This is a genomic window from Psychrobacter sp. MF31 (assembly GCF_012847335.1).
In the GTDB taxonomy this organism is placed as follows: domain Bacteria; phylum Pseudomonadota; class Gammaproteobacteria; order Pseudomonadales; family Moraxellaceae; genus Psychrobacter.
The window spans coordinates 13685-38160 of the sequence record NZ_JABBDX010000002.1 but is presented as its reverse complement, the minus strand read 5'-3'; the positions used below and the strand labels follow the sequence as shown (position 1 = coordinate 38160).

Here is a 24476-nt window from a genome sequence, read left to right as displayed (position 1 = left end):
AGTTACACAGAATTCGGGATGGGCTCATCCGAGGTGACAGCAATGGTATGCTCCCACTGAGCAGAGAGCTTTTTATCGTTGGTAATTACTGTCCAGCCATCTTTTTTCACTTTAACTTTAGCTTTACCTTGATTAACCATAGGCTCAATGGTAAAGGTCATACCTTCTTGTAAAACTAAGCCTTTTCCCAAATGTCCGTAATGTAGAACTTGCGGTGCTTCATGCATTTCGCGCCCGATGCCATGACCACAATACTCTCGCACTATAGAATAGCCATGCTTCTTAGCATAACTTTGAATGGCATAACCCACATCACCTAGCGTCGCTCCAGGTTTTACCACTCGTATACCTTCCCACATGGCTTCATAGGTTTTATCAACTAAGCGTTTTGCAAGAGGTGACACCTCATCTATCAAATACATTTTGCTAGAATCAGCAATAAAGCCACCTTGTTCTAGGGTAATATCCACATTCACAATATCACCTGATTTAAGCACTTGCTGATCTGAAGGAATGCCGTGACAAACCACATTATTCACAGAAGTATTTAATGCATATTGATAACCATATTGACCCTTACTCGCTGGGCGTGCCCTTAACTCATCCACAATGTAGCGTTCAGCAAGATCATTAATTTCCATTGTCGAGATACCGACTTTAATTTGCTCATCGAGGTAATCAAAAACAGAAGCTAAAAGTCGCCCAGACTCTCGCATGACTGCCAATTCCGCTGCATTTTTTAGCACCACCTTATCCATCGATAAGGTTCCTTACGTTGATATCAGCTTGTCTCATTTGCTCATTGATAATTTGGTTATAAGACAAATTTGGATTGGCTTCAGCAAGCATTCCGATCTTCATCCAATATTCTGCTTGAGCATTGATGGAGCGCACCATAACTGAGCTTGCTTTGCGAATTTCCTCATGCAACTCATCGTCAATTTTAACAATACCCATAAAGAAACCTTAATATACGAAACATATATGAATCGTATATAAATTATTATTTATTTGCAAGAAATAATGAGCGACATGCAGTGAAAATGACATTTTATTATTTATTGGATGATAAGTAGTCTCACTACTGACTTTATATCAAAGATAAATGGATGAAAATTATTTCCTTGATCAGTACGTTATTATTGTTGGTTTCAATTTAGTAGTACAAGTCAGCTTATATGAACAATCATAAAGTTTTTGGAATTTTTAATGCCATCATAGGGCTATGCGCCATTATTGCTTTTTTTAATGAAGTCATTTTAATAAAAATTCTCTTCTGTAGCGGCACGTATAGCACCTAATGCAACAACTCTTTTTCCCGCTTTTACTTTTGATAAATGGCAGTCTTGCCAAAGCTCATAGATTGAGTGCTGCTTCGCCGTTATAAAAGCTGATTCTAAATAACCTGGTACGGCTAAACCAATACTTTTGAGCTTAATTTTATGTTTTAAAATAAAAGAAAGATGCCAGTAACCAGCGGCTATTAAATATAGCATTTTCAATAAAGTTCTCAATCTTCTTAGAAGTCATTATTTTTATATTGGAGCCAAAAATAATTAGTATTTATCTGGATATTATAGCTATAAAATTAGTTTTGATTGAAAGAATACAAACTAATTAGCTAACTTATCTTTATTTCGGTACTTAAGCGAAGCGATAAAAGACCAGCCAATAAAGGCAATGCCGATTAAACCAGTGATAATCTCAGGAACATGAAACTTCACCGATAAAAGCATGATAATAGCCAATGCTCCAATAGCATAATGCGCACCATGTTCCAGATAAATGAACTCATCAAGTGTGCCTTTATTCACTAAAAATATAGTCATTGATCGCACAAACATAGCACCAATAGCAAGACCTAGCATGATCACGACGACATCATTAGTAATTGCAAATGCTCCAATAACACCATCGAAGCTAAACGAAGCGTCAAGAACTTCTAGATATAAGAATCCAATAATGCCGCCTTTCATAATGGCGCTTGTTGCTGCTTCACCAGAACCATTATTTACGCCATCTAAACCCTCCTCAAGATCGCCTTCAAGAAGTCCGGAGATGACTTGCACGCTCAAGTATACTAATATGCCCCAAATGCCAGCGGTTAGTACGGCTATGGATTGGTCAGCTTGCGCCCATGATGACGCAACTATTAAGGCAATTAGAGCTACAAATACACTAATAGCATCTACCTTGCCTAGCTTTACCAAACGACCTTCAAGCCATTTAAACCAATGAACTTCTTTATCGTCAAAAATAAAGTTTAAGAATACAAGAAGTAAGAAGATGCCTCCAAACGCTGAAATTTCAGCATGGTGCGCCATTAATCGTGCTGAGTATTCAGCCGGCTGATACAATGCTAAATTGACGACTTGGATCATTCCGATATCGGCGGTGACAGCAACAATAACGATAGGAAAAACCAATCGCATCCCAAACACGGCGATTAAAATTCCTACGGTTAAAAATATTTTCTTCCAAAAATCGTCCCAGCCTTTAAGGACAGAAGCATTAACCACGGCATTATCAAATGACAATGATATCTCCATGACCGCTAAAATGGCGGTAATGGATAATGTGGTTATCATGCCGCCAATACCGCCATGAGAATAACCCCACCACGCTGCTATCATTAAAGCTATCGCGGTAAGAACGAAGTCTAAATAAAAATGTCTCATGACAAATCCTAATGGGTTGATTCAGTCGTGAATCATTTAAAAACGTATATCGAAGATAAAAGGTATTTATTAAAAATGCTAATATTAGATATAAATAAATCTTCAAAAGACTATTTATTAATAATCATTTTGGATAATAGTTTTGATTAAAAATATTAAGGAATAAAAGATAAGAAAACATAAGTTTTCCTATCGAAAATTACGGATTAAATTTAAGTATCTTGCCTATCAATCCAACTTTCCATTTGTTTGATTTCAGGCTCTTGAGCATCAATAATATCTTGAGCAAGCTTACGCAGTTGTTCATCTTTACCGTATTTGAGTTGAACTTTTGCCATGTCAACAGCGCCCACATGATGAGGCAGCATTCCGCGAGCAAATGCCATGTCAGGTCTTGGGTCGGCAATACCTTCCATCATGTCCTCGTGCATCTCATCCATACCGTCCGCATAGTCTTTTTGCATATCTTCAGTATCGGGTGTAGGCGATTGGGCGTCACTATGGCTGGCAAGCCAAGATTTCATCGTTGCAATTTCTGACTGCTGAGCGTCAATGATGTCCTGAGCAAGCTTGCGCATTTCGGCATCAGTGCCATATTTAAGCTGAATTTTTGCCATATCAACTGCACCGATATGGTGACCTAACATGCCTTGAGCAAAAGCCATGTCAGGGTCGTTATAGCTCATTCCGACCATCATTTCTTCATGCATTTTGGTCATAGAAGCGCTGTACTCTTGATGCATAGCGCTCATAGAAGCATCGTCTGATGCCATATCCGCGCTCATGTCATGATTTGCGTGTGGGTTTGCCTCACTGGCTGTTTGATTTTCTAATTCACTTACTGGCGCATCACTTGTCGTTGTTACTTCTGCTTCGTTTTTGGCAGGCTGACAAGCACTAAGCAGTAACGCTGTAATCGTGCCTACCGCAATGACAGATAATCGTGATTTACGGTTGGTAATCATAATAAATCCTTAAATTTGTGATGACGTCTTTAAAAGCGTTGATTCAAGAAAATCCAGTCTTAATATCGCAGCTTATAGCTGCTGCTGAGTTGACTCAATATTGGCAAATACTTTGGTGCTGCCATCTTTATTAAGCTGCATGACTTGATAGGGCTCAAACTGATTTTGATATTCCATACCAGGGCTTCCTAAAGGCATATCAGGTACAGCCAGACCGATGGCATTTTCAGGCGGGCGTGCCAAGAACTGCGCTACAAATTTTGCAGGAACATGACCTTCAAAAACATAGCCTTCGCTTGTCACCGCGGTATGGCATGATTGCATGTCATTTGGTACGTCGTAACGCTCTTTAACTTCCCTCATATCTGTAACATCAATTGAGGTGGCAGTTAACCCATGAGCTTCGACATGGCTAATCCAGTCTTTACAGCAGCCACAATTGGCATCTTTATAAACTGTAGCTGAAGCTGTTTTTAAAAGCGCTGAATCGATGTTAGAAATATTCTTTTTAGTCGCTGAATGAGTTTTTGGTATTGGTTCTAAATGACGGGTTTGGTCGGCAGTCGAGCTTGGCTTACCACAAGCAACTAAAGTAACTAAAGTAACTAAAGTAACTATGGTGAACATAGTTAGAACTATTTTTGAAATCTTCATAGAGTTATGAACGTGCTGTTTTGATTTTCTAATAAAAGTAATCATAAACTCTCAAACTAATTGATAAAACAGATTGTAATTGCTCATAGTGATAAGCTTACAAGGTTAAATCTGACAGCAAGATGACAACTTGATGACAATATTGTCATATTGGGCTGTTTTTATATCAATATCGTTATGACTCCTTTATATTCTAAATTTCTTAACGAGAGCTATTGGATACGGCTATCATGAAAATTTTGCTTGTTGAAGATGAGATCACCCTTGGCGATTACATAAAAAAAGGGCTTATGGAAGCTGGATTTATCGTGAGCCATCAAACTACAGGACTTGATGGCTACCATGCTTTGATGAGTGAAGATTTTAATGTCGTGATCATGGACGTGATGCTACCCGATATCAGTGGCTTTGAAGTGGTTCGCAATTACCGCGCCGCAGGAAAGCTGACGCCAGTACTGTTTTTGACTGCTAAAGATGAGCTGAATGATCGTATTAAAGGCATTGAGATTGGCGGTGATGACTATTTAACAAAGCCTTTTGCTTTTGCTGAACTGTTGGTGAGAATAAAAAGTTTACTACGCCGCGCCAAGCAAGTGGACTACAGTAGCAATGTGCTAAAAATTGCTGATCTTACGATGGACATTGCCAAACGCAGTGTTTATAGGGACGAAACATTAATTAAGCTTACCGCCAAAGAGTTTGCCCTATTGCAGTTTTTGCTTGAGCGCCAAGGTGAGGTATTACCAAGATCTGTGATCGCCTCGCAGGTTTGGGACATCAATTTTGATAGCGATACGAACGTGATCGATGTGGCTATTCGCAGATTACGGCTTAAAATTGACGATGATTTTGAGATTAAGCTGATCCATACAGTTCGCGGTATGGGCTATCGCTTAGAGGTGATAGACAGCCCAGATGCTATTGCCGCTGCAAAAGCGCCGACATCATGACCACGACAATAATCACAGGGCGCTTATCGCTGCTTTGGCGAACCTTATTTTTATTAACGCTGTTTGTCGCCTTTACCCAAATCGGTCTTTATCTTTGGATTCAGCGCTCCGTTACAGGGCATCTTGAACAAATGGATGCTGAAATTTTGACTCATGCGGCAACCAATTTACATCAATATATGATGAACAATGCCAACGCGAGCGCCGCTGTAACCCCGCAACAAAATACTAAAAGCATCCTACTTTCTCATGAGGCAGGGCTTGATTACGATGTTAAAGCCGTAATTACTGACCACCAAGGCAAGCCTATCAGCAGCTCGCCTACAGGATTTTTAAGCCAACTGCATAATAAAGGGTTGGTAAAAAACTTATGGGAAAAATATCACAATGAACAATTTGATTTGACGATAGATCATCGTTTTTATCGCGCTATTATTATTAAAAATTCTACCCATTTGGCACTTATCGCGTTACCGGTAGATATTCATCATCAATATATCCACCATTTTAACCGCCAGCTTATTCTTCTTTTGTTGGCAACTACGTTTATCTTAGTTTCTGTCGCCGCCTTTAGTGTAAATTTAGGGTTTGCACCGCTTTCAACCATCAGACAAAAAATGCGCAATATCAATGCTGATCAATTAGACGATCGTATTATCGTCAGCAAAATGCCTCGTGAGCTAAAACCTTTAGCGCAAGCTTATAATGCAATGATGACTAATCTTGAGCGCAATTTTGATGCCTTATCACGATTTTCAGACGACATAGCCCACGAGCTGCGAACCCCTTTGGCAACATTAACGACTCAAACTCAAGTCATGCTAAATAAACCGCGCGCGTTACATGAATATGTCGAACAGCTGCATCATCAGCATGATACTTTAGCTCAGTTATCAGTTTTAGTTAATAATATGCTATTGCTGGCTAAGACAGAAAAAGGGCTTCATGATTCGCATTTTATTCCAGTTGATACCGATGGTATTATGAATAAAGTCATTGATTACTATGAGTTTATTGCTGAAGATAAAGATATTGCCTTTAAAAAAATTGGTTATTTTCATCATGTGTTAGGCGATGATAGTCTTTTGCAGCGATTATTTGCTAACTTAATCTCTAATGCTATTTACTACGCGGCGGAGCATAGCGAGATTACAATTCAAGCAAATTTAATAGAAAAAAGTACAGATAACCTTAATAAAAAAAACGCCGCACTATCAAAGCCCGCTTTTTTAGAGATCACCTTTTGTAACCGCTTAGATGACCCTATAGAGCCAAAAGATGTCGCTAAACTGTCTGAACGATTTTATCGCCATCATAAGCAAAATCAATTTCATTCGGGAACAGGGCTTGGTCTGTCGATCGTTCAGTCTATCGTAAATGCTCATAATGGTAAAATGACTATTCAAGTTAAAGATAAGATACTTTTCAAGGTTTGTATCCAGCTACCTTTAACGCATTAAGGGTAAGTATTGTTATTGGATGATCCGTCTTGTCCTTGAGATTTCTTCAAACGTATAAAATATTATTTAACCTACTGAGCAACGTAATATAGATATGAAATAAAGGCTGTGGGAAATTCTTAAATACCACTACAGCCCTTATAAAATGGGCAATAAAAAACCCCAACTAAGAAGTCGGGGTTTTTAAAATTTGGTAGGCGTAACTAGATTCGAACTAGCGACCTCCACCATGTCAAAGTAGGAGCACCAAACTCTTCTGTTTATACCTAATCTTACATCAATTACCAATCGTAGCTTGCAGCGATTTTAGCAAACGTTATTTTTGATGTCAATTAAGACCTTACTAAATCGTTTTTCGTATTTGGGCACTATAAAATTATAGCGTTTTTACCTCTACTCTTCTCATTTTTATGCGCTCGTCAGTCCTATTTTTCTATTATTTGTGTTTTTATTATTGAGAAAATACAGTTTGACCCATCATTTCAGCGATGGCTTTTCTTGTTTCTTAACTTTAATCTCTGCATAATATACGGAGAATAATCCTCTAATTTACGCAGATTTTGGTCTTATTATGAAACATGTCACTTATATTCATGAGCATCCTAACTGGACCGATTGGCAGTGGTCAGATAAAAAACTGCTGCCGCTCGTCAGTCAAGTACGATTGCTTCAAGGTCAACTTCTTGGCAAATTACTGACGCTTGGGTTTGAATTAAATGTTGAGGCTCAGTTGGATGCTGTTACCCTTGAGGTGGTCAAAACGTCTGAAATTGAAGGTGAGGTTTTAAAAACCGATCAAGTAAGATCGTCTGTTGCTCGTCATTTAGGGGTTGATGACCATGATTTGCCAGCCGCTTCTCGGGAGATTGACGCGGTAGTTGAGATGATGCTGGCTGCGACATTTCACTTTGATAAGCCGTTATTACTAGAAGACTTGTTCAGTTGGCATCGGGCGCTGTTCCCAGATGGTTATAGCGGGCTTTATCAAATTAAAGTTGGTAAGCTTCGAGATGACCGTCAAGGCGCTATGCAAGTGGTTTCAGGAGGCTACGGTCGAGAGCGCGTGCATTTTGTTGCGCCTCATGCAGATAGGCTTGTTGATGAGTTGGATCGTTTTCTACAGTGGTTTAATATGCCGCTAAGCAAGCAAGCTCATCTTGATTTGGTCATCAAAGCGGGTATCGCGCATTTATGGTTTGTGACGCTGCATCCTTTTGACGATGGTAATGGACGGCTAACTCGGGCAATTACGGAGCGGATGCTGGCCAAAAGTGATGGCAGCGCTCAGCGCTTTTATAGTTTATCCGCACAAATTTTAAATCGGCGTAATGAATATTATAAGGTGTTGGAGCGAACGCAAAAAGGCGGCCGCGATATCACGTTATGGCTAGTTTGGTTTTTAGAAACGCTGATAGATGCCCTGATTGCCGCTCAAGCGACCACCGATAGAATTATGGCAAAAGCCAGTTTTTGGCAGACGCATCGGCATCATGCGTTAAATGATAGGCAAATTAAGATGCTTAATCGGTTAATAAATGATTTTTACGGCAAATTGACCACCAAAAAATGGGCGACGATGACTAAGTGCTCCATTGACACCGCCCTTCGCGATATCAATGATTTGATAGACAAAGGCATGCTGCAAAAATCAGTCGCGTCAGGTCGCAGCACAAGTTATGAGATTGTTTTGTAGGTTTTAGTTGATAATCATGTCGGAGCTAAAATACTGGGGCGATCCACAATGCTGATTAGAGTGTTAGCGGTTTTATACCGATACAGAAACTAAATCAGGTAAATTAATTCTATTTAAAAAATGTCTTAGGTTTGGAAAGATTATCATGATTTAAAATACAGATTATCCGTACAAACTCATTACTGTTATCATAGACAAGTTTTGAATAATGTTGTTTGTTTTGGAAAAATAAATTATGGCGGTAACGGCAGTTAGCAAAAATGACAAGGGTTTTGAGGAATCGCTTTGGGATGCGGCAAATAAGCTTCGCGGCAGCGTGGAGTCCTCGGAATACAAGCACGTCGCATTAAGTCTGATTTTCTTAAAGTTTATTAGTGATACCTTTGAGGCTCAGCGGCAAAAGCTAATTGCCGCAGGTCATGAAAAGCATATCGACATGGTGGCAGCTTATACCAAAGACAACGTGTTTTATCTGCCAGAAACCGCGCGCTGGAGCTATATTCAAGAAAACGCCAAACAAGAAGACATTGCCTTAAAAATCGATACCGCGCTTAGCACCATCGAAAAAACCAACCCATCCTTAAAAGGCGCATTGCCGGACAATTATTTTTCGCGGCTTGGCTTAACGGCAAGTAAGCTTGCCGCCTTAATCGACGTTATCAACAATATCGACACCATCGGCAATCCCGAAGAAGATACCGTAGGTCGCGTTTACGAGTATTTTTTAGGCAAGTTTGCGGCAACGGAAGGCAAAGGCGGTGGCGAATTTTACACCCCAAAATCGGTCGTAAACTTAATTACCGAAATGCTTGAGCCGTACCAAGGCAAAATTTACGACCCCTGCTGCGGTTCAGGCGGCATGTTTGTGCAGTCGATTAAATTTGTCAAAAGCCATCACGGCAACACCAAAGACATCTCAATCTACGGTCAAGAGTACACCACAACGACCTATAAACTTGCCAAAATGAACCTTGCCATTCGCGGCATCTCAAGCAATTTGGGCAGCGTGGCAGCGGATACGTTTTTTAAAGACCAACATCCGCAGCTCAAAGCCGACTTTGTAATGGCAAACCCACCATTTAACCAAAAGGCATGGCGCGCAGAAGATGAGCTGACCCAAGACCCGCGCTGGGCAGGCTACCCAACGCCGCCGACAGGTAACGCCAACTACGCTTGGATACTGCACATCATCTTCAAATTATCCGAGCATGGCAGCGCCGGATTTGTCATGGCAAACGGCTCAATGTCCACGACCACAAGCGGTGAGGGCGACATCCGCGAGCAAATCATCAAAAACGACTTGGTCGATTGCATGATAGCGCTACCAGGGCAGCTGTTTTATACCACTCAGATTCCAGTGTGTTTGTGGTTTATCAGCCGCGATAAAAAGGCGCAATCACAAGACAGTAAAACTCGCGGAATGCGTGACCGTCGCGGCGAGACCTTGTTTATCGATGCGCGCAATATGGGCAGCATGATTAGCCGAACGCACAAGGCATTTAGTGATGAGGACATCGCCACCATCGCCGATACCTACCATTCGTGGCGCGGTGAGGCAGCAGCAGGCGGCTATGAGGCGTATGAGGACGTGGCAGGCTACTGCAAATCGGCAACCCTTGCCGATATTGCCGCCAATGACTATGTGCTGACGCCAGGGCGCTACGTGGGCGCAGCGGCAATCGAAGATGACGGCATCGCCTTTGAAACCAAAATGGCGGAGCTGACCCAAACGCTCTACGCGCAAATGCAAGAGTCCGCAAGGCTTGATGCGGTCATTCGTGAGAATTTGGAGGGCTTGGGCTATGGTGAGTGATTGGAATGAGACTTCTCTTGGAAAGCTTTTAAATTTTTCTAATGGAAAGAAATCGCCTGAGCGTATTGAATGCTCAGAGTTTGCAGTTTATGGCTCTAATGGAGTAATTGGTCATAGCGATAGTGCTAACTCTAAAGAAAAAAGCATTATTATTGGGCGTGTGGGAACTTATTGTGGCTCAGTTTATTATAGTCCAGATAGAGCTTGGGTTACAGATAACGCTATCAAAGCTTTCGCATTAGGTGAAAATAGTGCTCTATTCCTATATTTTTTATTAAAAGACTTAAATCTAAATAATTGGAGAGAAGGGTCAGGACAGCCATTAATAAATCAGACAATCTTAAAGAATATTGAAGTTGTTGTTCCACATCCAGAAGAACAAAAAGCCATTGCCCAAATCCTCGGCTCTTTAGACGACAAAATCGAGCTCAATCGCCAAATGAACGAAACGCTTGAGGCGATGGCGCAGGCGCTGTTTAAAAGTTGGTTTGTGGACTTTGACCCCGTGATTGACAATGCGATTAAAGCAGGCAAACTCATTCCCGATGAGCTTGCCGCGCGCGCTAAGCTTCGCAAAAATATCATCAAAAAAGAAAATCCAGAAATTCAAAGCCTATTTCCTGACGAGTTTGAATTTACCGAGGAATTGGGGTGGATTCCGAAGGGGTGGAGGGTAAGTACGTTAGGGAAAGAAAGCGACTTTACAAATGGTTATGCTTTTAAGAGTAAAGAATTAACGACGGACTCCACCAACGCTTTTCATGTGTTCAAAATGGGACATATTAAACGGGGCGGAGGTTTCAATTACGATGGTACTAAGTCATATTTGCCTACTGATAGAGCCAAGGGCTTAGAGAAATACCTTCTAAAAAAAGGTGATCTACTAATGGCTATGACTGATATGAAGTCGAGCATGGCTCTATTAGGACATACTGCCTTAATGTCTGAAAACGATAAATACTTAGTTAATCAAAGAGTTGGAAGATTGAGTGTTAAAGAAAATGCTGCTTTGAATTATCCATATATTTATATATATTCAAATCTAGATAGTACAATAACTGAGCTACGTAGTAGAGCAAATAGTGGCGTACAAGTGAATTTATCTACTGCAGAAATAAAGGCAACTAATATTATTGTGCCAAATAAGAGCACACATAAACTATTTGATGAAACAGCCTTACAGTTATTTAACAAAATATTTGCTAATGACGAGTTGAGTAGGCAGCTTACCAACCTCCGCGATACCCTTCTACCCAAGCTCATGTCCGGCGAAATCCGTGTTTCTGACGCTGCCGCCATGGTTGAGGACGCCTAATGAGCGATAATAACCATACGATTGAGATATACACTAGCGGCGACGGACAAACGCAAATTGAGATTCGCCTTGAGCAAGACACGCTTTGGCTGTCGCAAGCGCAGATGGCAACCTTGTTTGATAAAGACTCTGACAGCATTGGTTTGCACCTAAAAAACATCTATACCGAAGGCGAATTGGACGCCGCCGCAACTACCGAGGAATCCTCGGTAGTTCGCCAAGAAGGGTCACGCCAAGTTCGCCGTAAGATTCGTTTTTACAATCTCGACGCCATCATTTCTGTAGGTTATCGGGTCAACTCCAAAAAAGGCACTCAGTTTCGGATGTGGGCAACCCAGAGATTGCGGGAGTATTTGCTCCAAGGCTACAGCATCAACGAGCAGCGCTTTGATAAAAACGCCGCCGAGTTACGGCAAGCCTTAGCCTTGATTAAAAAAACCGCCCAAAGCCCTAAGCTTAATACTGATGAAGGTCGCGGTTTGATTGAGATTATCAGCCGTTATACCCAGACTTTTTTATGGCTACAGCGTTATGATGAAGGTCTGCTTGATGACCCAACAGGGCAAGTAGGCGGGATATTGCCCAGTTCAGCGCAGGCAATGGCTGACTTAAATCAGCTTAAGGATCAGCTCATGGCGCGCGGTGAGGCGACAGAACTTTTTGCCAAACCTCGCGGCGATGGCTTGGACAGTATTTTGGGCACGTTAGAGCAAACGGTATTTGGTGAGCAAGCTTACCCTACCATTGAGAGCAAAGCGGCGCACCTGCTGTATTTTGTGGTCAAAAACCATGTATTTACTGACGGCAATAAGCGCAGCGGCGCGTTTTTGTTTATCGATTTTTTGCATCGTAATAACCGCTTGCTGGATAGGCAAGGCGAGACGGTGATAAATGATACTGGGCTTGCCGCCTTAACCCTACTGATTGCCGAATCTGACCCCAGCCAAAAGGATATTTTAATTAAGCTTATTATAAACATGCTGTCGTTAGAGGGCTGATGACGATTGAGTAAAAACAATCTATCATTATTTAAAAACGCAATCATCAATGGAATTAAGCATGAAAAGATTATTACTAAGTTTGGCGATTAGCTTAGGTGTTTTATCGTCTGCCCCATTGATGGCGGCGACTCCTGCATTTTCTGCCAGCCAAATGTCTCAGGTTAAGCTTAAAGACTTAAGCTTTAAAGAAGTTATGCGCAAGTTTTATAGCGGTCAGATGGTGAATGTCGTTGTGGATAATGAAGATATTGAAGTCATGCCACACATTGGCTTAAACAGTGTAAATAGCGAGGGAGATAGAATAGTTGCAGCTATGCACCCTGTGGTGAACTATAACAATAGCGCTGGTGAACCTCGCTATTTAGTAATTATTGAAAAAGTTGCGTTATATGAGAGTAATTCATTAGCCTCTTGCCACGTCTGCCAAGCCACAGCTGATATTTATAGTTTTAAAAAGCTAAATAATGGTCAGTTTCAACTGATTAGCCGAACACCTAAAGATGTTGGATTCTCTAGCAGTTGGGGCAGAGTAGGTTTAGATAGTGAATCTATTAAAAAGGGAATTCAGCCGTTAGGAAAAAATCTGACTGGCAGCGTATTTGTGAATGGTTACGTTTCTACTGGACAAATGGACAGTTGGTGGGATGTGCTTCATTTACCTGAAAACGCCTTTATTAATTTATATACATTTGGCGATGCTGGTTCAAATAATGCCGGAAATTATGAAGAAGATTCGCCTTTATATTATAGCTATGACGTTGAGTTTAAGATATTGCCCGACAACTCTACTTACTATCCAGTCAGATTAAACTATAGCGGCGAGATGCCTGATGAAAATTACGACCATATCGACCCCGTAAACTACAGCAAAATCGTAAAGTTTGACCCAATCAAAAAAGTTTATAAATAATAACGCAGCGAAAAAGGCAGACGCAATGAAATTTACCGAAGATAAATTAGAGCAAGCCATCATTGCGTTGTTAGAACCTCAAGGCTACCCGCACTATCACGGCGACAGCATCGAGCGTGAGTTGGACGAGGTCTTAATTCAAGATGACTTGTTTGATTATCTTGCCGAGCGTTATCAAAGCGACGGCATCACCGAGCTAGAAATCCGGCAAATCATTCATCAGCTAAAATACCTGTCCGCCGCTGACTTGTACGAGAGCAACAAAACTATCATGAAATGGCTGAGCGATGGTTTTTTGTTCAAACGCGACGATTTCACCCAAAAAGACATTTATATTCAGCTGATTGATTATCAAAACGCGGGCAATAACCGCTTTCGCGTGGTCAATCAATTTACCATTGAGGGCTCAGAAACGCGGATTCCTGACGCCATTTTATTTATCAATGGCTTGCCGCTGGTGTTGTTTGAATTTAAAAGCGCCATTCGTGAAAACGCGACGCTGTTTGACGCCTTTACCCAAATTACCACGCGCTATATCCGCGATATTCCCGAACTGTTTAAATACAACGCCCTTTGCGTCATCAGTGACGGCGCGAATACCAAAATGGGCTCCTGCTTTGCCCCGTATGAGTTTTATTATGCTTGGCGCAAGATTACAGGCGATGAGACAGGCGTAAACGGCGGCGTAGATGCGTTATTTAGCATGATTTCAGGGCTGTTTTATCCGCCAAGGCTGCTTGATGTCATTCAAAACTTCATCTATTTGCCGGACACCTCAAAAAAACAAGAAAAAATCGTTTGCCGTTATCCGCAGTACTACGCGGCAAATAAACTTCATGACAACATCAAAAAACACATGAAGCAAACCGACGCGTCAGGACAAGTGATTGAATCGGACATCAAAAACGGTAAAGGCGGCACGTACTTTGGGGCAACGGGCTGCGGCAAAAGCTTTACCATGCTGTTTTTAGCGCGCCTTTTGATGAAAGATAAAGCCCTTAAAAGCCCGACCATTATTTTAATCACCGACAGAACCGACCTTGACGACCAGTTATCTAAAACCTTTACCAATGCCAAAACCTATTTGGGTGATGAGCATATCATCAGCGTTGAGACCCGAGCGGACTTGCGAGATGAGCTTCAAGGTCGCAAAAGTGGCGGCGTGTTTTTAACCACCATTCACAAATTCACCGAAGATACGGCGCTACTGACCGATCGCACCAATGTAATTTGCATTTCAGATGAAGCCCACCGAAGCCAAATCAACTTAGACCAAAAAATTACCGTCACCGACGATGGCGTCAAAAAGACTTACGGTTTTGCTAAATATTTGCATGATTCATTGCCTAATGCCACCTACGTTGGGTTCACCGGAACACCGATTGATGCCACGTTAAAGGTCTTTGGCGCGGTTGTGGACAGCTACACCATGACCGAATCGGTTCATGATGAAATCACCGTTCCTATCGTTTATGAAGGTCGCGCTGCCAAAATATTGGTCGATAGCAAGCAGCTTGATCAGGTGGAAAAATACTACAAAGCCTGCGCGAAACAAGGCGCAAATGAGCATCAGATTAGCAGCAGCAAAAAAGCCGTTGCCAATATGACCACCATTTTAGGTGATCCTGATCGCATCAGCGCCGTTGCTGCCGATTTTATTGAGCATTACGAAAAACGGGTGACTGAGGGCACAACTTTAAAAGGCAAAGCGATGTTTGTCTGTAGCAGCCGCGAGATTGCTTATTTGCTTTACCAAAATATCATCGCCCTGCGCTCTGATTGGAATGAGGCAAAGCTCAGCGAGGATAACGTAACGTCAAGCGATAAAGCGCCATCAGCGCCCATAGAGCGCGTTAAAATGATTATGACGCGCCATGCTGATGATGACAAAGCGCTTTGGGACAAGCTTGGCAGCAACAATTATCGCAAAGATTTAGATGAGCAATTTAAAGACCCTAATTCCAACTTTAAAATCGCCATCGTCGTTGATATGTGGCTGACAGGGTTTGATGTGCCTTTTTTGGATACCATTTACATCGACAAACCACTTCAAAAGCACAATTTAATCCAAACCATCTCACGGGTAAATCGTAAATTTGCCGGAAAACATAAAGGTCTGGTGGTTGATTATGTCGGTATCAAAAAACAGATGAACCAAGCGTTAGCGCACTACACCGGAGAGCAAACGCAAAATATTGAGGACATTCAGCAATCTGTGGTCGTCGTCAAAGACCATTTAAGCCTGTTAGATGCTCTGTATCATGGCTTTGATTCAGCGCCTTATTTTAACGGCAGCCCTTTAGATCAGCTTAATACGTTAAATAACGCAGCAAACTACGCGCTAGCGTCAAATAAGCGCCACAAGACCTTTATGGACTTGGTTCAGCGCATGAAAGCTGCTTACGACATTTGCGTGGGCAGTGGCGCGCTGAGCGCCGACGACAAAGCTAAAATCCACTACTACATGGCCGTGCGCACGCTGCTGTTCAAAATTACTACAGGAGATGCCCCAGATGCGGCGCAAATGAACCAAAAGGTTCGCGAGCTGGTCAAAGACGCCTTAATCAGCGATGGCGTTGAAGAGATTTTTAAGCTTGGTGATAACACAGATGGCAGCGTCAACCTATTTGATGACGACTATCTTGCCAAAATTGAAAAAATCAAACAGCCAAATACCAAAATTGAGCTGCTCAAACAGCTGCTGGCTAAAGCCATTGGCGAGATGAAAAAGACCAATAAAGTTCAAGGTATCAACTTCACAAAAAAAATGAATGCTTTGGTTGAAAAATACAACGAGCGCGACGAGCAAGACACCCTGCGATCTGAAGTCATCAAAGACTTTACCGATGAAATCATCAATTTGTATCAAGAGCTGCGAGAGGATATGCTGTCTTCAAATAGCCTTGGCATTGATTTTGAGGAAAAGGCGTTTTATGACATTTTGCTGTCTTTAGCGCAGAAATATGATTTTAGCTACCCTGAAGATAAGCTGATTGAGCTATCCAAAGCCGTTAAAGAAGTTATTGATAATAAAGCCAAATACACCGACTGGAACAAACGCGAGGACATCAAAGCTGAGCTTCATTTTGATCTGCTCATCTTGCTTGATGAGTGGGGTTATCCGCCAATTGATCGCGATGAGGTGTATCAGGAAATCTTTGAGCAGGCGGAGAATTTTAAGAAGCATAGGGTGGTTTAGGTTTGGAAGGATTACTCCTCCAATATTTTCGGGGCAGTTCACACACCAAAATACTACCTATTAAAGCTATACTCCACAATCCTCACCTAGTAACATGCAGTTGATTCCATATTGTGCGCAACTGAGCATAGCGAGTTCATTGACTTTAAATCATCTAAAGACAAAATTTTTGCCTCTATCTGGATATTAACCATGTTAATGAAATTTTTTAAATCAGTGGATTAAACATTAGGATTAAGTTATGAAGTCATCACATTTGTTAGGCGCAACAATTCTTTCTGTCATTAGTTTGTCAGGCTGCCAAATATACTATGGGCAGCAATAATGGTTCGACCCAAACGAATTGCCGTGTAACAGGGAAGTTTATACCTAAAGCAAATACGGACTATCGTATAACTGGTAGTTCAAGTCGCAAAGAATGTTACGTTTATTTAGAACAGTTTGCAAAAAATAAAAATGGTCAAACTTATTTGATACCAATGAAGTTTGATTAAGTTATATAGGTTTAAACCCCAAGTATTGTTGGAGTGGTTTGGCTCTGCAAAAAATAAACGCTCCTATTACGTCAAGTAGTAGGAGCGTTTATTTTTTGCAGGATTGTTTTTCGCTTCCCTAGTTAGGACTAGAATCTTAGGCTGTAGGCTAATGATATCGGCATATTGAGTTATTTAGGTGGTTGCAGTGTACTTCGTTGTGTACATGCAGTGAGCTTTTAGATCATTATTTTTATTTACCATAAGCGCTGTTATAGAAATAAGGATTACTACTGCCATGCCTAACAACAAGCCTAATGGTTAGGCATTAAGCTCTTTGCTAACCTTTTAATATCGTTAATCTTAACAAGATCTAGTGACTTGGCATACCATAATGATCTGCGATTAGCTCAACAGTGCGCAATTGGGCGCGTCGCGAATAGCCTTGAACAACCAGCATTATCTCATCGACCCCTGTTTGCTCCTGAAGGCTCTCCAAACTTTTTGCGACCTCGGCAGCAGTACCATGGAGGGTTTGATCAGTATACTGATCAATAATCTGGCGCTCTTGCGTATTGCCTTGAAAAGCCGCTACTTCATCAGGGGGCAGTAAAGCAAAAGGCTTGCGTTGGAACATTCTCAACATGGCCATAGCAGACGAAGTTGACTGGCGACGTGCTTCTACAGGATTTTTATCCGCAATAGCGCCAATGCTGACCAAACTGTATGGCTTGGCTAGGATTTTTGATGGACGGAAATTCTCTCGGTAAATTCGCATGGCATTTAAAACATCAGCACTGCCAAACTGCAAAGCGAACGCATAAGGTCTGCCAAGCTGTGCTGCCAAATGCGCAGAGTAAGTTGATGACCCCAAGATCCAGACATCAGCTGTGGTCTTCGATGGTGACACTCGATTTTGCTCGGCCTGCCATGGGCCTGGCACCGCATGAACCTCGCTATAAGGATGGTCTTTTGGAAAATTGTTTTCTAAAAAGCCCAACAATTCTGCGACTTGCTGAGGAAATTTATCGTTTGCCGCCTGATGACGACGCAAAGCTGAAGCTGTTGCGCCATCCGTACCTGGTGCCCTTCCCAAACCCAGATCAATCCGTCCTGGCGCCAGCGCATCAAGCATACCGAATTGCTCAGCGACCACCAGAGGCATATGATTCGGTAGCATGATGCCGCCTGCACCAAGCCTAATACGCTCAGTTTCCCCTGTTAGACGTGCAACCATCATCTGCGGCGAAGGAATCGCGGCGCCCGGCATGGCATGATGTTCAGACATCCAAAACCGCTGAAAACCCCTTTTATCCGCCAGTTTCGCAAGCGCAATCATCTCTTGAAAGGTGTCCTCTACTGTGTGGCCAACGCCGGTGAAGGCATTGTCGAGCACCGAGAGAACGAAAGGTGCGTTGCCAGAATTATTTGGCATATTCATAAACTGTCTCAGTTATGCAATGTTTATTATATGTGGCAACACACTTTGAGCATTGCCACACAGGGAAGCTTCTAAAAACTGACTTCTAAAGAACTAGAATTTATAGGTTTGACCATCATTAGGAACAAGCGCACGCTGTTTGTCTAAGTGTTTTTCTTCGATAAAGCGGCGCAGCTCTGCCTTTGTGAGTGTGGCATGATTCACCGTATCCATATGCACGCTAATGATCTGAGCATTAGGAGAGAATTTATACGCACGATATACATCGTCTTTACCCATGATAATAGAGTCATTCACAAAGGTAGTCAGCTTCGCATAGCCTGTATTAAGGATGACCACATCAGGCTTGTAACGAGTGAGCGCATTCTCTACTTCCTTATCCCAAATGGTATCCCCTGCGATATATACGGTCTTATAGTTTGGTTTTTGGAATACAATCCCCATTGTTCTGCCCAGCAGTTCAGCTAATGGCGCCACTTTATACATCGCATCAGTGCCATGCTGTCCGGTGGTTTTATTGATTCTAGTGCCTTTAAACACCACCCCTTGCTCTGTTAACACTCTCACATCGGTAAAGCCATCTTTACGTACGATTGCTGCATCGGCTTCATCTTGGGTAAAAATTGGCATGTCACGAGGCACTAAGTTACGTGCAGCATCATCCCAATGATCAGCATGTAAATGGGTCAAAATAATGGCATCCGCCTTAAGCACCTCTTCAACGGATATAGGCAAATCGACCATTGGATAGCGTATTTGGCTATTTACTGTGCCATCAAACCCTGGATATGCGTTTTTAGCCGCTAGCATCGGATCCACTAAAAAAGTAGTGCCTGCATAATCAAGCTTAATTGTTGCATTACGGATTTGCTGAAATTGAACGGTATTGGTCGCCGTCTCTTTTCCAGCATTAGAATTGATAGTTGGACTGGCAAAAGTAGTACATGCGGTTAACAACATGACACCACTTAACAGAGCGGTACTGGTCAGCGATTTCGCTATCTTCATAATTTGACACCTTGCTAATAAGAGTTTGATTAACAACTCTGGATTAACGCGCAATCCAAGTTTGCGTATCAATCACTTCGCCATATAGAAACTCAATCGCTGCCATGATGGTGGCATGAGCCTGAGCGGCGGGTACTGTCGTGCCATTAAACTCAAGATCAAGCGTGGCACACGCATCATGGATGGTGGTCGTGGTATAACCAAAGTCCACTGCCGCACGAACCGTTGCATCAACACACATATGGCTCATGGCGCCAATCACGGTAACGTCTTTAATACCTTCTTTATCCAATAGCTCTTTCAGAGCGGTCTCACGAAACGAATTGGGGTAATGCTTAGTGATGACGGCTTCGCCCTCTATAGGCTTTACTTTCTCATTGATTTCTACACCATCAGTACCAGGCGTAAAGATTGGTGCGTCATTTGATGGCATTTCATGACGAACATGAATGACGGTATGGCCTTTTTCTCTAGCAGACTCAATCACCAAAGCCGCATTATCAGCGGCTTCATTAATACCAACGAGTGATAATTTACCTTGCGGAAAATACTCATTTTGAATATCGACAACGATAAGTGCTTTTGTGCTCATGATGATTCCTTTTTTTATCAAAGTGACTGTATAGGCGTATATTTTACAAGCTCTGTGCTACACTAACGAGTGGCTACATCGACACATAAGAGGTTAATAACGATATATGAATCAAAAACATGCTATTGAAATTGGGTTGGTTGTTTATGAGGAAGCACAAATGGCCGCTGTTCTTGGGCTGACCGACCTACTGATAGTGGCCAGTAAGATTGCTGCCAAACTTCAAGATACAACTGAGATGTCTTTACAGGTCAGTCACTGGGAGATTAAGGGTTCTAATCTGCGTCCTACCTGCAATTTTTCGAGCAATCCTGATGGCTCAGGAAGGTTAGCAGCTATCATCATTCCACCCACGTTAGAGACGCCAATTGCAAAGCAAGCAGCGGCACCATGGCTGGAATGGCTAAGAGATCAGCATTCCACAGGTGTGATACTGTCATCCGTCTGCGCCGGTGCTTTTTTACTGGGCGAGACGGGACTCCTATCCAAACGCAAAGCAACGACGCATTGGGGTTATGTAGAAGAGTTTGAACAGCGCTTCCCTGATGTCGATCTGGATGTCGATCGCATTATTATCGAAGACGGTGATATTGTGACCGCTGGTGGCGCGATGGCTTGGACGGACTTGGGGCTTAGGATGGTTGACCGCTTTCTTGGCTCACAGGTCATGAATGAGGCCGCTCGTGCATTGTTAATTGACCCCTCAAGGCGTGAACAATGCTATTACAGTGCGTTTTCTCCCAACCTCACTCATGGTGATGCCGCCATACTAAAGGTGCAGCATTGGCTACAAAAAACAGAAGCACGGGTTATTGATTTATCCACCCTAGCCAGTTGTGCGCAGTTAGAGGAGCGCACTTTTCTGCGCCGTTTCCATAAGGCGACGGGCATGACATCAACAGAATACTGTCAGCGATTACGCATTGGTAGTGCAAAAGACTTTCTACAGTTCTCTTTAATGCCTGTTGAGCAAATAGCGTGGAAGGTGGGTTATAGTGATGTTAGTGCATTTCGTAAAATATTTAAGCGCATTGTTGGTTTGACCCCTAGCGAATATCGGCGCAGATTTACTCTGGATGAAGAGTGATAGGTTTAGGCGATTTCTGGATTAAAGGTAGGTGCATTGACTGCTTGTAGGCAGGAGATAGGTTTAATAAAACGGTCCCAATGTAGTTGCGACCGCCTTATCCTTTAATGATAATTAATCGGAAGATCTTGTTTTAAAACGCAGTAAACGCAATGCATTCAGCGTCACCAGTACTGTAGCACCAGTATCCGCTAGCACAGCAATCCAAAGCCCTGTCACGCCGAGCACAGTGGTTATCAGAAATATGCCCTTTAACCCAAGTGCAAATATGACATTTTGATGGATATTTCTCATGGTGGCGCGGGATAAGGCAATAAGGTTAGCAACGTCTATCACGCGGCTTTTTAATAGGGCAATATCAGCCGTTTCGATAGCCACATCCGTGCCACTGCCCATCGCAATGCCAATGTCTGCCGCTGCCAAAGCGGGTGCATCATTGATACCATCACCAATCATCGCTATTTTACTATTGCTTTGCATCTCACTGAGTAGACGTAGCTTGTCTTCAGGTAACAGCTCAGCTTTCCACTCTATATCTAACTGACTGGCAAGCGCTTTTGCCGTACGACTGTTGTCACCTGTGAGCATGACGGAGCGCACGTTCATCTTGTTAAGCTGGGCAATGGCCTGCTTTGCATCCTCTCGTAACTCATCACGTAGAGCGACCAATCCGAGCGCCTCCCTCGTTTGCTCATCAAACAAAATAGAAACCGTTTTACCATCATTTTGTAGCATCTCAATTTGAATCTGCTGCTCAGCTGGCAACATCACTTTCTCAGCGACGTAGACTGGTGAGCCGATGGCCAAAGAGCGTCCAGCAACCGTTGCATGAACCGCTTTACCTGCGGTCGCAAAGGCGTTGGAGGATCCAGGTATGACTACCTTAGCGGCTTTGGCATGATCCACAATAGCGATAGCAAGCGGATGACTGGAGGTAGCATCGACACTTGCAAACAGTGACAGTAGTTTATCGCGACCCTCAGCATCGCCATGTACTGTTTTAAAATCAATGATATCGGTTACTCGAGGTTTGCCCTCGGTCAAAGTACCCGTTTTATCAAAAGCGACAGTGTTGACCTGACCCACCAACTCCATGACATTACCTCCTTTGATAAGCAGTCCATGGCGCGTGCCGACAGCCAAACCTGAGGCAATAGCGGCAGGTGTTGACAGCACAAGAGCACAAGGACAGGCGATCAGTAATAGCGCTAAACCACGGTATAGCCATACTCCCCATTCTGCTCCCATCAGTAGAGGTGGGATAATAATCACTAAAGCCGCAATCGCCATAACGATAGGCGTATAGTAGCGGCTAAAGGCTTCAATAAAGCGTGCAGTCGGTGCTTTGGACGCTTGTGCCCGCTCCACAAGCTCAATAATACGAGCAATTGTATTATCTGCCGCTGTTTTTTCTACGCGTATTTGTAGTACCCCATCAACGTTGATAGATCCAGCAAAGACCTCATCGCCTATGGTTTTGGCAACAGGAACAGATTCTCCCGTCACAGGTGACTCATCAAGGCTAGACGTACCTTGAACAATCACGCCATCAGCAGAGACTCTATCACCAGGACGCACAAGCACCTTATCATTCACTTGTAGTGAAGTCGCTGCCACCTGACGTTGTTGTCCTTGCGCGTCCAGTAAAATAGCTGTCTTTGGCACAAGCGACGATAATGCTCTGATTCCTGCGCGCGCACGATTAGCTGCGACACTCTCTAATAGCTCCCCAACCGAGAATAAAAAGACCACGGCAGCCGCTTCTTCAGCTTCACCTATGATAAGCGCGCCAATAGCCGCAACAGACATGAGCATTTCAATTGAAAAAGGCGATCCTGCTAACGCCAGTGCAGAAGCTTTGCGAGCAAATGGTAGGACACCGATAGCCACAGCGGCAATAAAAGCCCATGCGCCATATTCAGGGAAAATTAAAGACAATACATATGCGGCACCCATCAAAAGCCCCGTACCAATGACCTGTTTGCCTTTTATGGTTTGCCACCAGCGCTGATTGTCCACCGCTGATTGATTACCATCATTGCCCCTCTCATTTTGTTGACCCGTTAACGCTGACACACCAAACCCTAGGCTTTTAATGGTTTTCTCGATATCTTTAACGCCAGTATTCGTATCAGGCGCCAAGGTTAGCTCTAGCTTTTGAGTCGCAAAGTTTAACTGAACCTCAGAGACACCAGGTATTCGCATTAACGCCCGCTCGATTTTACCAACACAACTGGCACAGTCCATACCTTCAATATGATATTGCATAATCACTTCTCCTCTTGTTAAAGGCAGTATGAACCCTATAGTAACTTTAGGGTCAAGACTTTTAACGATAAAGAGGTTTGATTTTTTATCAGCAAACCTTATAGTTACTTTATTGTTTAGATAATAGAAAATACTATTTAAGGAGATACACATGCTAATCAAAATTGGTGAGCTTGCCACGCGCACCGGTGCGACGGTCGAAACCATTCGCTATTATGAGAAAGAGAGGTTATTACCAAAACCTGCGCGTAGCCAAGGCAACTATCGTTTGTATAATGAAGCGCATTTTGAGCGTCTACAATTTATCCTGCACTGCCGTACACTCGATATGACTTTGGATGAAGTACGAACCCTGCTTCAATATAGAGATAAACCTGATGAAAACTGCGGTGAGGTCAATGTGCTATTGGATGAGCATATCGATGCGGTAGAGACACGTATGGAAGAGCTGATACAATTAAAGCAACATCTACTAGCGTTGCGGCAAAAATGCGCAAGTGAAGCGCTAGCTGAATCCTGCGGAATATTGCATGCGCTTGCCGATAACTCGTGTCATAGATAAAGTATTCATTTTGATAACACTGTCCACTTTTTATCATTAAAAGTAGACCTATAACCAAAGGCGCGGGGCAAACGCATCACTAAGATGCAGTTGCCCATGTCAGATTTTTTTCAACTGGTCAATATTTTCAGATGTGATTCAGCCCATCGTCCTTTCTGTCAAACAGATAGGCTGCGCGTTTATAAGGCTGATTCATTGCGCTTGTGCAGGGAAACCGCCTTTTGCTAAAGCAGCTGTCATCTGCTCAATACTGGCGATGGTTTCGATACTGACCACTTTGGCTGCTAAATCAATCTTAACCTTGGCCTTTGAGTCGATATTCTGAATAGCTGCTGACACACCACGGGCACAACCGCCACAGTTCATATTTGCAATCAATAGTTTCATACCCTTTCTCCAAATAAGTT

At 42.8% G+C, this 24476-nt stretch carries 21 protein-coding genes; 10 read left to right on the top strand and 11 right to left on the bottom strand.

All coding sequences use genetic code 11. From position 1 onward, the window contains the following. Nucleotides 1-2: 2 nt before the first annotated feature. The 6 genes from map to HF322_RS03370 form a co-directional block, all read right to left on the bottom strand. Nucleotides 3-758 carry a type I methionyl aminopeptidase gene (gene map, locus HF322_RS03395; protein WP_169392013.1) on the bottom strand — a complete coding sequence of 252 codons (756 nt, stop codon included), beginning with the start codon at nt 756-758 and terminating at the stop codon, nt 3-5. Further along, nucleotides 751-957, bottom strand: a complete 207-nt coding sequence (locus tag HF322_RS03390; RefSeq protein WP_169392012.1) for a ParD-like family protein — start codon at nt 955-957, stop codon at nt 751-753. Before HF322_RS03390 ends, map begins: the two co-directional genes overlap by 8 nt. A gap of 302 nt (nt 958-1259) precedes the next feature. Further along, nucleotides 1260-1514 (bottom strand): hypothetical protein, encoded by a 255-nt coding sequence (locus tag HF322_RS03385; protein WP_169392011.1) that lies wholly within the window; start codon nt 1512-1514, stop codon nt 1260-1262. Between the two features lie 99 nt (nt 1515-1613). Next, nucleotides 1614-2678: a DUF475 domain-containing protein gene (locus tag HF322_RS03380; RefSeq protein ID WP_169392010.1), complete on the bottom strand. Its 1065-nt coding sequence runs from the start codon at nt 2676-2678 to the stop codon at nt 1614-1616. 212 nt (nt 2679-2890) lie between these two features. Then, a complete protein-coding gene (locus tag HF322_RS03375) occupies nt 2891-3643 on the bottom strand; it encodes a DUF305 domain-containing protein (protein WP_169392009.1) in 753 nt (250 codons plus the stop codon). Nucleotides 3644-3715: 72 nt separating this feature from the next. After that, on the bottom strand, nt 3716-4270 hold the full coding sequence (locus HF322_RS03370) for a DUF411 domain-containing protein (protein WP_223193153.1): 555 nt from the start codon (nt 4268-4270) through the stop codon (nt 3716-3718). Nucleotides 4271-4527: 257 nt separating this feature from the next. On the opposite strand from HF322_RS03370, the gene HF322_RS03365 reads away from it, so the two are divergent. The 8 genes from HF322_RS03365 to HF322_RS03330 all read left to right on the top strand — a co-directional run bounded on the left by HF322_RS03365 (nt 4528) and on the right by HF322_RS03330 (nt 16638). Beyond that, nucleotides 4528-5247, top strand: a complete 720-nt coding sequence (locus HF322_RS03365) for a heavy metal response regulator transcription factor (protein ID WP_169392007.1) — start codon at nt 4528-4530, stop codon at nt 5245-5247. Beyond that, nucleotides 5244-6707: an ATP-binding protein gene (locus HF322_RS03360; protein WP_169392006.1), complete on the top strand. Its 1464-nt coding sequence runs from the start codon at nt 5244-5246 to the stop codon at nt 6705-6707. The genes HF322_RS03365 and HF322_RS03360 overlap by 4 nt, the downstream gene beginning before the upstream one ends. 571 nt (nt 6708-7278) lie before the next feature. Next, complete coding sequence (locus HF322_RS03355) at nt 7279-8400, top strand: Fic family protein (RefSeq protein WP_169392005.1); 1122 nt, start codon at nt 7279-7281, stop codon at nt 8398-8400. Between the two features lie 235 nt (nt 8401-8635). Continuing rightward, nucleotides 8636-10213 (top strand): class I SAM-dependent DNA methyltransferase, encoded by a 1578-nt coding sequence (locus HF322_RS03350; protein WP_169392004.1) that lies wholly within the window; start codon nt 8636-8638, stop codon nt 10211-10213. Beyond that, entirely contained in the window at nt 10203-11528 is a 1326-nt protein-coding gene (locus HF322_RS03345; RefSeq protein ID WP_169392003.1) for a restriction endonuclease subunit S, read from the top strand. Before HF322_RS03350 ends, HF322_RS03345 begins: the two co-directional genes overlap by 11 nt. Next, on the top strand, nt 11528-12526 hold the full coding sequence (gene rhuM / locus HF322_RS03340; RefSeq protein WP_169392002.1) for a virulence protein RhuM/Fic/DOC family protein: 999 nt from the start codon (nt 11528-11530) through the stop codon (nt 12524-12526). The genes HF322_RS03345 and rhuM overlap by 1 nt, the downstream gene beginning before the upstream one ends. A 61-nt stretch (nt 12527-12587) precedes the next feature. Then, on the top strand, nt 12588-13439 hold the full coding sequence (locus HF322_RS03335; protein WP_169392001.1) for a hypothetical protein: 852 nt from the start codon (nt 12588-12590) through the stop codon (nt 13437-13439). Nucleotides 13440-13464: 25 nt separating this feature from the next. Beyond that, nucleotides 13465-16638, top strand: coding sequence for a type I restriction endonuclease subunit R (locus tag HF322_RS03330; protein WP_169392000.1), 3174 nt, complete (start codon nt 13465-13467; stop codon nt 16636-16638). Nucleotides 16639-17484: 846 nt separating this feature from the next. Here the strand turns inward: HF322_RS03330 and HF322_RS03325 are convergent. The 3 genes from HF322_RS03325 to HF322_RS03315 form a co-directional block, all read right to left on the bottom strand. Beyond that, on the bottom strand, nt 17485-18552 hold the full coding sequence (locus HF322_RS03325; RefSeq protein WP_188211216.1) for an LLM class flavin-dependent oxidoreductase: 1068 nt from the start codon (nt 18550-18552) through the stop codon (nt 17485-17487). 93 nt (nt 18553-18645) lie between these two features. Then, nucleotides 18646-19560, bottom strand: a complete 915-nt coding sequence (locus HF322_RS03320) for an MBL fold metallo-hydrolase (protein WP_169391999.1) — start codon at nt 19558-19560, stop codon at nt 18646-18648. Nucleotides 19561-19603: 43 nt separating this feature from the next. Further along, nucleotides 19604-20152 carry a cysteine hydrolase family protein gene (locus tag HF322_RS03315; RefSeq protein WP_169391998.1) on the bottom strand — a complete coding sequence of 183 codons (549 nt, stop codon included), beginning with the start codon at nt 20150-20152 and terminating at the stop codon, nt 19604-19606. Nucleotides 20153-20258: 106 nt separating this feature from the next. Here HF322_RS03315 and HF322_RS03310 point away from each other — a divergent pair, with 106 nt between their 5' ends. Further along, nucleotides 20259-21239: a GlxA family transcriptional regulator gene (locus HF322_RS03310; protein WP_169391997.1), complete on the top strand. Its 981-nt coding sequence runs from the start codon at nt 20259-20261 to the stop codon at nt 21237-21239. 114 nt (nt 21240-21353) lie between these two features. Here the strand turns inward: HF322_RS03310 and HF322_RS03305 are convergent, their stop codons facing one another. Then, complete coding sequence (locus HF322_RS03305; RefSeq protein WP_223193152.1) at nt 21354-23660, bottom strand: heavy metal translocating P-type ATPase; 2307 nt, start codon at nt 23658-23660, stop codon at nt 21354-21356. On the opposite strand from HF322_RS03305, the gene cadR reads away from it, so the two are divergent. Beyond that, complete coding sequence (cadR, locus tag HF322_RS03300) at nt 23659-24069, top strand: Cd(II)/Pb(II)-responsive transcriptional regulator (RefSeq protein WP_068406859.1); 411 nt, start codon at nt 23659-23661, stop codon at nt 24067-24069. The genes HF322_RS03305 and cadR overlap by 2 nt on opposite strands. Nucleotides 24070-24261: 192 nt before the next feature. On the opposite strand, the gene HF322_RS03295 is transcribed toward cadR, so the two are convergent. Next, nucleotides 24262-24456, bottom strand: a complete 195-nt coding sequence (locus tag HF322_RS03295) for a heavy-metal-associated domain-containing protein (RefSeq protein ID WP_169391996.1) — start codon at nt 24454-24456, stop codon at nt 24262-24264. Nucleotides 24457-24476: the final 20 nt, after the last annotated feature.